The 14,029-nt window shown below is 49.6% G+C and carries 7 protein-coding genes; all 7 read left to right on the plus strand.

Annotation, left to right across the window (positions count from 1 at the left end):
- Positions 1-201 precede the first annotated feature (201 nt).
- Entirely contained in the window at positions 202-2,892 is a 2,691-nt protein-coding gene (locus tag PPG34_RS09240) for a PD-(D/E)XK nuclease family protein (protein WP_313832955.1), read from the plus strand.
- Positions 2,889-6,020 (plus strand): UvrD-helicase domain-containing protein, encoded by a 3,132-nt coding sequence (locus PPG34_RS09245; protein ID WP_313832956.1) that lies wholly within the window; start codon positions 2,889-2,891, stop codon positions 6,018-6,020. The genes PPG34_RS09240 and PPG34_RS09245 overlap by 4 nt, the downstream gene beginning before the upstream one ends.
- A 445-nt stretch (positions 6,021-6,465) precedes the next feature.
- Positions 6,466-9,516, plus strand: coding sequence for a DEAD/DEAH box helicase (locus PPG34_RS09250; protein ID WP_313832957.1), 3,051 nt, complete (start codon positions 6,466-6,468; stop codon positions 9,514-9,516).
- 756 nt (positions 9,517-10,272) lie between these two features.
- The gene (locus tag PPG34_RS09255) at positions 10,273-10,617 is read left to right on the plus strand and encodes a hypothetical protein (protein WP_313832958.1); all 345 of its coding nucleotides are present in this window, start codon (positions 10,273-10,275) and stop codon (positions 10,615-10,617) included.
- 21 nt (positions 10,618-10,638) lie between these two features.
- Entirely contained in the window at positions 10,639-11,025 is a 387-nt protein-coding gene (locus PPG34_RS09260) for a thiol-disulfide oxidoreductase DCC family protein (protein WP_313832959.1), read from the plus strand.
- Positions 11,026-11,186: 161 nt separating this feature from the next.
- Positions 11,187-12,467, plus strand: a complete 1,281-nt coding sequence (locus tag PPG34_RS09265) for a multicopper oxidase domain-containing protein (protein ID WP_313832961.1) — start codon at positions 11,187-11,189, stop codon at positions 12,465-12,467.
- A 72-nt stretch (positions 12,468-12,539) separates the two neighbouring features.
- Positions 12,540-13,949 (plus strand): Si-specific NAD(P)(+) transhydrogenase, encoded by a 1,410-nt coding sequence (gene sthA, locus PPG34_RS09270; protein WP_313832963.1) that lies wholly within the window; start codon positions 12,540-12,542, stop codon positions 13,947-13,949.
- Positions 13,950-14,029 lie beyond the last annotated feature (80 nt).

Genomic DNA, 14,029 nt, shown 5'->3' on the forward strand with positions numbered 1-14,029 from the left:
AAATCGCTGCTCTTGTAAACTTGCCCTCATCTTAATCCGTTTCCTTCCCCTACTGTCCCTTCTGGCAATTCATCCCAGTTGAAAACTTGAGTTTTTTGCCGATAGGGTTACGATTCATCCACACCAGACGACAAGAAATTGTATGGTAAAGTCGTGAGATGAAAAATTAGGATTCGCAAGGTAAGGTAGTCACCCAACAACATGTTAAAACAAGCCCAGCTTTTCATTCGCCTTACCCCAGGAGTACTTCGACCTCAGTGGGGGCATGGTTATGTAAATGAGTTTCGCGGTGGTCCCGAAACCCTGTTGCGATGGCTCGAAACTCAGTTAGGGCTTCCGGTTCCCTCGGTTCATACTGCGGATCGGATTACCGAGTACGCCGCGGCGCTTGACACCGTCGTAGACTCGGTAATTACTGCCAGTATGAAGACAGATCGTTGGGGGACGGCTTCCGATCTGCTTTCTCGCCGAGATGAACTGCTGCTGGCTGGATGGAATGAGACCAACTCCGATGCCTTGCCCGACTTAGTTCGCGATCTTGCTCAGGCTGCAGAAGGCCGAACGTTTGTGTTTCTCAGCGAAGCGGCGCGCTTGCAACGGGTGCTTGATGCCCTGAGTGTAGGGCAAGTGCTGCCTCCTCATCGTTGTTTCCTGCATGATTCCCTGGATGTGTGGCCGGTAGTTTGGCGCACAGTACTTGGAAAGCTAGATGTTGTTAATCAGCCGGAACACGCGCCTCATGGTCCCCACGCTTCTGCCCTGTACACAGCACAAAACGTTGTACGTGGCGCCGACAGCACAAGTATCGAGCAGGACTCGACCTTTCGCTATGTTCACACACGCAGCGAGTCCGCTGCCCTTGAGTTGGTTGCCGCTATCTTGGCGGGTGTTCCGAACAAGTTGGCAAGCACCGTCATTTGTTGTGAAGACGACGACTTGGCACTGCGTCTTGATGCAAGCCTCAGCCGAATCGGTCTGCCGACTACTGGGGCGTCGGCCTGGTCGCGGGCACACCCGGTGCTACAAATTTTGCCGCTTAGCTTGGCCCTTTGTTGGGAACCGGTTGATCCGCAAGCACTGCTTGATTTTCTGACGCTACCCTTCCTGCCACTTCCCAGAAAGGCCGCATCCCGATTGGCCAATGCACTGGCCCAAGAACCCGGCTTGGGAAGCAGTCAGTGGGATGTAGCCGTAAATGAACTTTGCGGCGAAGAGCATGATCCTGGGGGCAAGGTTCGAGAACGACTCGATTCCTGGCTGCTCTGTGACCGAACCTCAAGAGGAAGCGAAATCTCATCACGCCTCATACGCTCACGCTGTGGAATGGTTGCCCAATGGGCTTCCGGGCAAGCGACATTGTTTGCAAAGGGTGATCAAGCAGATCCCAGATTGATAAACGCATTGCAGATTGCGGCCAGGCAAGCGTCATTGCTAGGTGAGTTGGCCGAAAACCAGGGGATGGCCTTGTCAGAGCCCCAATTGGCACGCTTGCTGGAAGAAGCTCTGGCAAACGGAGTGGAAACGACCTCGTGCATCGAAGCCGAGGATGGCCCCATCCGTGTGCGATCTCTCTCCGAGATTGACGGACCGTGTGATTGGCTCATTTGGCTCGGTCTAGGGACGGCAGATGCAGCCCGATGCCGTTGGTCCTCCGATCAGCTTCGTAAACTTCGTGAAGCAGGGATTGAGGTTGACGATGGAAGCAACAATCTTTCTTCGCTACGTTTCGCTGAAGCTCGCGGTTATGGCTTCGTCAAGGAAGCATTTCTCGCCGTGCTCCTGCCGCAGGATCTGGTGAAACGTTGGCACCCAATCTGGCTCGCGATTCGTGCATGGCTACGAGATAAAGACATTGAGCAGCCGCCCGTCTTTGAAGATCTGGTCGCGGCCGGTGAGGTGACCTCACTCTCCCCATTCATATTTGAGTGTCAGGACGCTGACATTGAGCCTTCCCAGAAACCACGCCCTCTTTGGGCCATCCCGGATAACCTGCTTTGTGATCGCGAAACGGTCTCAGCTACCGAGTTACAGGATCGACTCGGCTGTCCGTTGAAATGGACTTTCAACTACCAAGCGAAAATTCGTCCAAGCCCTAACGCCGAACTACCCAACGATTTCCAGCTCAAAGGAACGTTCTGTCACCGCATTCTTGAGCGCGTGTTCGGTGGGGGTGGTGACTTGCCGACAGTCGACGACGCGGTTGCCCGCGTTATCGCCACCTATGAAGAGCGACTTCCTCTTGATGCCGCTCCGCTTGCTCTACCCGACAAGTACTTCGAACGTCAACGACTTCGCAGTGAACTGGAAAATGCGACGCGTGTGCTCATCGGCACATTGGCCAGTGGCGGGTATCGAATTGTTGGAATCGAAGTAGAGCTCTCAGGAGAGGCATTTGGAAAGTCACTGAAGGGTTTGATTGATTGCGTTACAAAACGAGACAACGGCGATGAGGCGATCATCGATTTCAAGTATAGCGGCCGGTCTAAGTATCATTCACTCATCGAAGATGGGAAGGCGGTCCAGCTTGCCACATATGCCTATGGACGATCGATGGTACACGGCGCATTTCCTGCTGTTGCCTATCTGGTGCTCTCCGACGGTCTAATCTATTCACCATCGGAAAGCCCGCTTAACGGCGATGACAACCGGTCCCTTATCGACGGACCCGCGATTCAAACGGTATGGCAAAAGTTTTCCGCCGCCATCACCAGGGCCGATGACTGGTTGACGTCCGATGCTCCCGTTCCGGCTCGTCCGCTGCAAGATCCCACTCAGTGGCCTGAAGGCATAGACAAACTTGTGCTGGATCCGAGAATCAGGGCGAATACGATACAGGATGTCTGTAGGTACTGCCATTACAAGACTCTTTGCGGGATTCAGGAAACCTCATGATGCACACACTCGAACTGGTTCGCGCAGGTGCAGGATCAGGCAAGACGACAGATCTCTGCCAGACGGTCGTCCATGCTGTCGCAGGCGGATTGGATCCTGCACGTATCCTTGCCACGACCTTCACGAAAAAAGCTGCTGCTGAGCTCAAAGGCCGAATCCAAACACAATTGTTCGGTGCAACCGACGGAAGTGCAACGACACACCGTCATGCCGATCGGCTTGAGTTGGCGGCCATTGGTACCGTGCACAGTGTGGCGCACCAGGTCTTATCCCGCTATGCCATCGAAATGGGATTGTCACCACGTCTCGAAGTCGTCACGGAAACCGCAAGCGAACGAGCGCTTAGCTACCTGCTTGGTGCCATTCCCCTCTCAGCCTGGCAACCGCTTGCCGATTGTGGGGAACGACTGGGGATCAATGACTTGCATCGTCGCATCCTGGCCTTGCTCGCCGCCAAGCGAGGAAACCGCATCAACGACGCCGACTTTACCACCCAAATGGCTTCCAGTGCCGATCGCGTGTGTGAGCTGCTTTCCCCATCCGGTGTGGCCGCAGTCGAGACGCCGATCAGCCAGTTGTATGACCTCGCTGACGATGCACTAACGGACATTGATGCCTTGACCGACGATACACAACTCACAAACAAAGGACGACAAAAACTTCGCCAACTCAAGTCAAAGCAGATTTCGCTCTGGGGCAGCTATCTGCAGGCGATCAGAATAACGGCAGGCAAGAGGTCAGGTGCCGACGGAATGCTCAATGCATTGAGAACCCATGCCTCTCAGGTCCGTCAGAATCCTCGACTCCATGCTGATATTCGACAGTTTTCGTCCCTCTTGACTGCCGAGACGATTCGTCTCGATTCTCAATACAAAGCCTACAAAGCTGAACGTGGATTGGTGGACTTCACCGACCTGGAAATTCTCTTTCTCAAACTTCTTGAGGACGAAAGCCTTTCTGCTCGTTTAGGTGAAGATTTCGATCTTGTCCTGGTTGATGAATTTCAAGATACGAACCCGCTGCAACTCGCTATTTTCCGCAGACTGCAATGTGTCTCACTTCGCAGTCGTTGGGTCGGTGACCCGAAACAGGCCATTTACGGGTTCCGCGACACCGATCCGGCGCTCGTCAATGAAATTTGGCAAAATGCTTCTGAGGCTACCCGCACCGAACTTCCCAACAACCACAGAAGCCAACGCGGACTGGTCCAGTTTGTCGGCCATCTATTCGGTCCCATATTCGGAGATGATGCGAGGCAGACGCCGCAGAAAGCGGCCTTGCCGCGGGGAGTTGAACGATGGGTATTTGACACACAGAACCAAACGGACGATGCGATTGCGCTCGCCTGTGGAATAGCAAACCTGCATGCGGAAGGAATACGATTTGGCGATATCGTAATTCTAGAACGAACAAACCGACTACTCCCGCCCATCGCCACGGCTTTTGACACCTTGGGGATTCCCTATCTGCTCGAAAGTCCCGGTCTGCTGTCCACTCGCGAAGGGGCACTAATTCTGGCGGGTCTGCGGCTGGTTGCTGATCGAAGAGACTCCCTTGCTGCTGCAACGGTGCTTCACCTTCTGAGCGATCCTAAGCAAGACACCCCCGATTGGATCACAGAGCGTCTGCAAGCTCTTCGTGATACGAATGCCGGCGGCGGGTCGGAAACGCCACATGCTTTTCACCTTCCTTGGGAGGGTGACGCGCGTTTTTCACGCATTGAAAACATTAATCGCTTACTCCTGTCACCGACACTTGTTGTTCAACAGGTAATCGAGGCCTTGGATTTACCCACTTACGTTCAAAAATGGGGGGATCCCGCACAGCGTTGCTCGAATCTCGACTCCATTTTGCGACATGCTCGTGAATATGAGGAGATCGCATTCGACAGCGGCCAAGCAGCGACGCTTAGGGGTTTCATTCTCTACCTCGAAGAACTTGCAGGCGATAAGCTCGATCTTCGTTACCCCCCGCAAGGGCATGATGCCGTGACGTTGATGACATACCATTCATCCAAAGGGCTGGAATGGCCAGTCGTCGTGCTCAGCGGATTAAACTCCGACCGACCGCCCAACATGTGGTCACCGGTTGTCACCGGTGGTGGGCAAAGCGACGCAGATCCGCTAGAAGGACGAACCTTGGAATCATGGACATGGCCTTTTGGACAGACCGAGGGCCAATTCGGTGGATTGCGCACCGGCAGCGGTCTCGAAGACGATGCGCTCACCTCCCCCGAGGGACAAGCACGCACGTGTCGCGAAACCGAGGAAAATCTGCGATTGCTTTATGTGGGGTGTACGCGTGCCAAACACAAACTCGTGTTTGCGCATCGTGCGGGAACGTATGCGTGGCTAGCACAACTCTCCGCAGTAGATTCGTTGCTCGACTGCAACCTCGGAGAAGGTGAACACGAACTGAATGGAATTGATACGTCATTCGTTTTGCGCCACTTGAACACTAACAGGGTTGATGACTGCCGAATTCCGGCAAGACAAAAAGAACGGTGGCGCTCATTGACTGGAAACCCGAATCCGCCGGGCTTCTCTCCCCGTTTTCACGCTCCCAGTCAAACCTCTGCAGAGCCAGGCGACGTGGCGTTTCACAATGAGGAACTCCCAGGTCCGTCCTATTTCCCATCGGGAGCTGATGAAGATCACTACGCAACAATCGGAGAAGCGGTGCATAGTTATCTTGCAGCTCTTCCGTCGATGCAGTCGCTGAGCGATGTCGAGAAAGAAGGCGTGGCAGAGCGTTGCCTTGCTGCGTTTTCTGTAACCGGCATCCTTTCGCCGTCGATTCTTGTCTCTTCGGGTAACCGTTTCTCTGAATGGGTTGAATCGAAATATCCCGGTGCTCAATGGCTCACAGAGCTTTCTGTGACGGCTCCGCGATCAGCTGGGGGGCAATGGAATGGGGCACTAGATTTGTTACTTGAACTTACCGATGGGAAAGTCGTCATCATTGACCACAAGAGTGCACCGATTCGGCGAGAGCACTGCGCAGCAAAAGCCACAACTTTTTCGGGACAATTGTTGGCGTATAAGGAAATGATCAACAGTACAGAGCAAGTAGTTGATTCTTATTGGATTCATTTTCCTCTTGCGGGAGTCATGGTCAAACTTGTTTAGATCACCTTATACACATTCGTTGTACACTGTTATTTTGTTGTCGAAAGTCCACGAATACGAATTTTAAACGAGCATCTTAGCCAAATAGGGTATTATCCAAGAAGCTGTTCAAAAGCAGATAGTGCAAGCAATGGCCCACACGTGGGAGTTTTCCAAGTATGATACCGGCCTGAGTACTCCCTGTGCCAAGAATGTTGCGAAGGAGTGGTCTGCATTGTAGCGTGTCGGGGGGGAGTATTTGAAGAGAAGTAGAGCGACGTTTGAGGGGTAGCATCGGCGTTAATGGGCCGCCCTCCCAATATTATCCAAGGCTTGAGAAGGAAGGAGAAGGTCCATAAGGCAATTCAAAAAAATCGGATGCCATTCTTGGGCTGCCTCCAACCTCAGGACAGAATCATTTTTAAACCGAGTCTGGAAAATTATCTAAATTCTAATGTACCCCTACTTGTCACAATTTGATTGGTCCATTATTCATTGTTGGAATGATTTAGAGGACAAGATCCGAGTACTTTCAACCGTCCAAGCACGGGGGGAAGCCTTTGAGGAATTTTGTCACGCCTTTTTTACCCATCAAAAAGACTTTTACCAAGCGAGAAATATCTGGCGTTTCAAGGAAATACCTGAAAACATTTTAAACCAAATAGGGTTAAATACCTCTCAAGATCGTGGCATAGATGGGTTGCTACAGCAACATGATGGAACTTTTACAGCTTACCAAGCTAAATTTCGAAGTGATCGAGCAGACACCCCATCACAGCATGAGTTGTCAACATTTTATATGATAAGTGATAGGGTGAATTTCCGTCTTGTTGTCTCTAATGTCCAAAACTTACCTTCAATAGCCACCGAGAGAAAAGATCATGGCCATATTCTTGTAGATACACTGCTTGAACTTTCGCCAGACTTTTTTCAATGCCTCAAAGACCACGTTTGTTCCGATTATTTACACCATGAACCTCCGCCCGTTGCAAAACCTTTTCAAATTGAAGCCCTTGATGCAATTCTTCAGGGGTTTAGGGTGTCTTCCAGAGGCCAAGCGATTTTGGCTTGTGGAGCCGGAAAAACACTTCTTGGGAAATGGGTAGTTGACCGACTCGGCAGTAAACGAATTTTAGTAATGTTTCCGAGTTTGGCCCTAGTTCGTCAAACTATGGGGGAATGGTATAGAGCTCAATCCGGAACTTTTCGCTACATATGCATTTGCAGCGATCCAACAGTCGACGTTTATCGGGAGGAAGATGAGTGGGAAACACAACCCTCTGAACTCGATGTCAGGGTCTCCACCAATGCACAGGACCTTGTGGTTTTTTTTAGTAAAAATGAAACCGTACCTCAAGTGGTCTTTTCGACGTATCAGAGTGGTTCTGTCATTGTAGAAGCTCTAAAAAATCCTGCACTTGAAAATTTCCACTTTGACCTTGTGATTTGTGATGAGGCTCATCGGGTAGCTGGAACGGCTGGGCGAGCTTTTTCATCTGTACTTGATGACAATTTGGTGAGGGCAAAATACCGCCTTTTCATGACTGCTACTCCTAAGATTTTATCTCCACGGCTTTCAGAAAAAGATTCCACGGATAGTAACTTAATTTGTTCCATGGATGACCATGCCATGTTTGGCCCTGTCTTTTATCGGTTTCCCTTTAGCGAGGCAATACATCAAGGAGTTATTTGTGACTATAGGGTAGTGGTTATAGGTGTTAGTGAGGAAGAGATTCTAGATTTAATTCGTGAGGGAGGTACGATTCAGATAGAAGATTCTGAGACATGGAAAGCAGAAGTGTTGGCCCAAAGAATAGCTCTGTGCAAAGCCATTGCTAACTATGGAATTCAAAAAATATTCACTTTTCATAACCGAGTCTCTGCTGCAGCACATTTTGTGAATGTGAACACACCCGATAGTTTCCCTTCTGTGTTGAAAAAATTTAGCCCTAATCTCCAATATATGGCTAGCCACATAGAAGGCAAAATGTCAGCAGGAATACGAAATAATATTCTCCGAACGTTTTCTTTAAGTACGCGGGGTGTAGTTTCTAATGCACGGTGTCTTGGAGAAGGTGTAAATGTTCCCATAGTAGATGGAATATTTTTTGCGGAACCCAGAAAGTCAGTAATTGATATTGTTCAGGCAACGGGGCGTGCGCTTCGCAAGGTTCCTGGCAAGGATCGTGCCTATATCATTATTCCAGTTCTTGTTAAAAAAGGAGAAGAAGTCGACCAAATTTTGGAAGAAAGTAAGTTTGATACCGTCTGGCAAGTGCTTTCGGCTATGACAAGTCAAGATGAACGCTTAGATGCCACTATTAAAGAGGTTCGGATCAAACAAGGAGAAGGGGCCATTCCCAGATTAGGGGATTCAGGGGGATCTTTTCATTCGGAGTTTATTGATACCCAAACAATTCTCATGGGGTTTCCTAAGCATATCCCTTTTTCAGTATACCAAAAGGCTTTTAGCCTTGAAGCGATAGAGAAATTGGGAGAGAGATGGCACCTGCGTTTTGGCGCCCTTAAAGATTATGTGAAACATCATGGTAAAGAACCAAGCAAAGAGGATGAATTTGAAGGTTTTAAAATTGGAGCTTGGCTTCAAGCCCAGCGTACGGCATACAGGAAGAAAAAACTTCCCGAAGATCGGGCTAATCTCCTAAAGGAACTTGATATTGATTTGGCCGCCTCCTATGACCTCCAACAAAGCTGGGAAGAACATTTAGAGGGGTGCAAGAAGTTTTTAAAAGAAGAAGGGCGTCTGCCATCTCAAGGCGAGGAATTTTGGGTGAGTGAAGAAAGAACAGCATTAACAATTAAAGAAAAAATGAAAAACGAGTATTCATCATTGGGGCCAGGATTTTTACCTGGTCAGGTTTGGGAAGGAACAAAACTCCTTAAGGTAGGTAATTGGCTGGGGCATCAACGTCGTTTTTACAGACAAGGCAAGCTCTCCAATGAAAGAATTGAAAAAATGGAAAAGGAATTGAAGCTTGTCTGGGATCCTACGAGAGAAAAATGGGAAAGAAATTTTGCAGCATATAAAGCTTTCGTAGAAAAAACAGGGTTGCAACCAGATAGGCGGACTAAATTTCGAGGAGTTGCAATTGGCAACTGGACCAGTAATAACGTTCGAAAGGCTTACAAGGAAGGTAAATTATCTGACGAGCAAATCAAAAATTTTGAGTCTCTTGGAATGGTTTGGAGCCAAAAAAAGAGCACATCTCCAAAAACCAAAAAGCCAAGATTCCCAGGTCAACACTCTGAAGATATTTTAGACCAAGGGTACAGTTTTCTACAAGATACTAGTTTATGGATAGATCTCTATGCTAAATGCAAAGAATATATAAAAGAATTTAATTCCCCTCCACTGCCTGGCCGTATTTACTTTGGATTTCCAATAGGCTCTTGGTTAGAATCTCAATGTTATTTATATGAATTGGGAAAACTTCCCGATTACGAAAAGGAAAAAATTTCCCTTTTAAAAAATCTTATTAATCTGGAAAAAAGGTAAGCCTAAGAAATAAGCCAATACCCATAACCGACCACAAACTTATCAAATAAAAGAATCAGAAACTGTTGTATCTGAAACTCTGGGGAAAAGGCCAAATTTTCCGCGGTGATTTCACCTCGCTAGTGCAACCGTGGCTTGATTGTAGGTGAATTCAAAAAGAAAATGCGGTTAATTCTATTTATTAATGCATTATGTGACTTTATTCTCATTCCAAGAAATTGGGTTAGATCCTGCGGAACCATATTTTATTGACCACTAAATTAATCTCAACTAGCAACTCAGCAGAAACAGGTTCCGCGACAGGTTTCCTCAAGAACCCACAATCGCAACTCATTAGGAGTTTTGATTTCTTTCTTCGAACTCACTGATTCCGTATTAGCTGGTTTACTCAGCCAGGCTCCCTCTCAACAAATCAGTCACAGTCCCTGCCATAGGCCCCATCCACCGCGATCTGACTTTTTTTGTCTCATGAGACAGGAAAGTGTGTCACGGAATATCTTCTCGTGGGACAGATCCTTCAAAAATCCTTTGTTTTCGGCTCATTTTATTTTTGTTTTTCCCATAATAAAAATTTTTAAATTATAATATTATCAATAGCTTATATAGATATTGACTCGCCACATATTCGCTTTTCTCCTCTTGGCATTATCTATGCATTTATCTTTGGTTGAGGAAGATTTCGAAAAAATATGTCTCATTCTTCTTGATTTTTTAGGGCTGGAAAGGTGCAAACCGCCACTGGAGGAGGACCCGGCCATGGGAACCACTCACCATATCATCCGTACCACGCTCTTAGGAATCGCTCTGGCGATTCTGACCATTCCCTTGTTCCATGCCCCACTCACCATCCCGCACTTTCCGGAAAGTGAATCGTACGGTCCACTGGAGTTTTCCGACGTTCGGATCGTCACTCTGGATCTCTCGGTTCCGTATTCCGATCCCGACCTCATCCACCGGATGACCATCCACGCTGATGATTCTTTCATGTGGTGCTTTCAGGGATCATCGCAAGAACCTTTCTGCCAGGACGAACTCTGGGATGAGAGGCATGCCCAGCTATGGAAACATCTGATGACGCTCCAGGGCATCCCCTCGCTATGACGTGATGGGAGGCACGGTCAATTGATAGATCAATCTCTGGAAACTCAAGTGAAGCCCTTTCCGCTGACGGTGTATTTTGACGGCGAATGCCCCATTTGCCGTCGAGAGATCGATTTGATGAAAATTTTCAATCGACAGGGACGCCTACACTTCATTGATTTTTCGACCTCGTCCTACCGCCAAGACGATCATGGGCTCAGCCCCTGTGACTTGGGAAGTGTGATTCATGCCCGCTGGGCCAATGGAATCATCATCACCGGCGTGGATGTGTTCCGAGCAATGTGGGAGGCCATTGGTTTAGGATTTTTTTCCCGTCTGAGCCGCCGGCCCACGATCAACACTTTGTTGGTCAAGGCCTATCATTGGTTCGCTAAAAACCGATTGTGGCTCACCGGGAAAGCTCGTTAACTGTCAGTATTTTTTTTCTGGGCTTTACTTTATATGTTGACGATTATGAATGAACTAGCGACACATTCTATATTGCATGTTGCCTTTCGGGGGAAATCCATCCCCGTAAAATTTTTTGGTTCGCACGCCTTTTTTCGTGGACTGTTCCATGGAGGGAGAAGATGAGACATTTTTTCACGACATCTTTAAAGGTTTTCCGACATACCTTTTTGTTCACGATGGCCTGGCTGGGATTTCTCGTTCCACCTCTTCACGCCCAAGACAGACCCGTGAAAGAATTTTTTATGACCGTGCAAGAAACGACGATTACGTTGTTGGAGGATCCTAAGAAAGAAGTGACGGTTTGGGCCTATGCGTTGAAAGGTGAACAGCCGTCAGTGCCCGGTCCGGTGATCCGAGTGAACCAGGGGGATTTGGTGAAGGTGCATTTTACCAACACGCATTCCCTTCCCCACACCCTGCACTTTCATGGAGTCCATCCATTTGCCATGGATGGGAACGGGCAACGGTCTATGGGCCGCGAACAACTCCAGATGCCGGGAGAATCTTATACGTATGAATGGGTGGCCGAAGAGGCCGGGTTTTATTGGTATCATTGCCATTTCAATACGGCTCAGCATCTCGATCATGGAATGTATGGGCTGTTTATTGTCGAAGATCCCTACTGGCCCCCGGTCGATCGCGAAATCCTGACGGTGTGGGATGAATGGGACACCGATGGTGATGGACGGTACGACACGCACACGATCAATTCTCGTTCGGCTCCCGACTTTCTTCCGTTGCAGGCGACCACTGGTGAACGGGTACGAATCATTCTGGCGAACATCGGGTTCGAATTTCACACGCCCCACCTGCATGGTCAACGATGGGTGGAGATGAACCCGGGGACCCTGGCTCGGCCCGGGTGGGATAATCCCAATGGCGTGGTGTCCATCGGACCCGCGGAAATCAAAATCGTCGAGTTCGAGGTGAAGCATACGGGCACGTGGTTATTTCACTGTCATGTGGTTCCCCATGTGGCAGATGATGGCAAATACCCACGTGGGATGCTGACCATGTTGAAGGTCACCGATCAAGTCACAATGCTTCACAGTGCCCCCGTTCTGAAAGACAGTGCTGAACGCAGCGAGGCTGCGCCTTCCCCGGAATCTTCTGTGGCCACCATTCCGGACTTCCAGCCTTTCGATTATCCGACGGGGGTGGCGAATCGAGGCTATGACGTCTACAATACCCACTGCAAAGCCTGTCATGGAAATTTGGCCCAAGGTGAATATGGCCCAACACTCCGGCAAAATCAGATTCTTCACGACAACGACAAATTTTGGAAGACCGTGCTCAAAGGGAAAGGGAACATGCCGGCTTGGGAAAGCCGTCTGAGCAAGAATCATATCGCGGATGTCCAGGCTTACCTGAAAACACTTAAGCCTCCCCCACCGCCCTGACCTGTCGGCACAGGGAAGCAAGTGCGGGGACCTTCACTCACCACAGTAACCACTATTTAGAGACAATCACGCATGGAAAAATCCTCCAATACCTCGTTCGATTACGATCTCATTTGCATTGGAAGCGGCCCTGCCGGACAGCGTGCCGCCGTTCAGGCAGCCAAACTCGGGAAGAAGGCCGCCGTGATTGAGAAACGGCGAATGGTGGGAGGAGCTTGCCTTGATACCGGGACCATTCCCAGCAAAACCTTTCGTGAAGCCGTGTTGGCCTTTTCCCATTTGAAAAACAACTTTCATGAACATGGGCGGGGCGCCTCCGGCCGCCCGACCGCCAGCCAACTCCTTTCGGGTGTTCAAGAAGTCATTCGTACCGAGGGTGATGTTCTAGAGGATCAACTGTTCCGAAATGATGTGGCCATGATCAAGGGAGATGCCAGTTTTCAAGATCCTCACACTCTTCAGCTGGTCACGGAGGGGGACACTACGCGCATAAGAGCGGAGAATATTCTCGTGGCCGTCGGCACGATTCCTACCCCTCCCCCGGGAGTTCCGGCGGATGGGAAGATCGTCATCAATAGTGATGGCGTCTTGAGTCTCACCGATTTGCCAAGAACCATGGCCGTGGTCGGCGCGGGGGTAATCGGTCTTGAATATGCGTCGATGTTTGGAGATTTAGGCATTGAAGTCACGGTGGTCGATGGTCGACAGCGCCCGCTCGAATTTCTGGACAGCGAAATCGTGGATGAATTGATTCATCAGATGCGAAACAAGAATGTCTTGTTTCGTCTCAATGAAACCGTCGAGTCTCTTGAAATCTCTTCCGGTCCTCGCACGCGTGCTGTGTTGAATTTGGAATCAGGCAAACGGTTGGTGTCGGATTTGGTGCTCTATTCCGTCGGTCGGTTGGGAGCGACCGAAGCCCTCAATCTGAAAGCCGCGGGGCTGGAGGCGGATTCTCGTGGTCGTTTAACGGTCAATGATCATTTCCAAACGACCGTTCCGCATATTTATGCCGCCGGGGACGTGATCGGGTATCCCAGTCTGGCCGCGACCTCCTCGGAGCAAGGCCGACTCGCCGCCTGTTATGCCTTCAATATCCCCACCGAGCCCATGGTCGACCATTTCCCGATCGGCATTTATTCTATTCCGGAGATTTCTATGGTGGGCAAAACAGAACAAGATTTGACGCGTGAAAAGATTCCGTACGAGTCAGGCATCGCTCGATATAAGGAGATTGCCCGTGGCGGCATCATGGGAGACGATAGCGGATTTTTAAAAATGTTGTTTCATCGGCAGGATCGCCGTTTGTTGGGCGTGCATGCCATCGGCACGGGCGCAACGGAACTTATCCATGTGGGGCAGGCAGTGTTGGGTATGGGTGGTGGGTTGGATTATTTCATTAAGACCGTGTTCAATTATCCTACGCTGGCCGAGTGTTATAAAGTCGCCGCCCTCGATGCCTACAACAAACTCCACGAATGAACCGACAGGTCATAAAATTTTTACGGCCGCTTCCCAAACAGGTCAAAATTCAAAATACTGCAAGGCGATGGTTTCTCCTC

Origin of the sequence: Candidatus Nitronereus thalassa (assembly GCF_032191465.1) — a bacterium.
Lineage (GTDB): Bacteria > Nitrospirota > Nitrospiria > Nitrospirales > UBA8639 > Nitronereus > Nitronereus thalassa.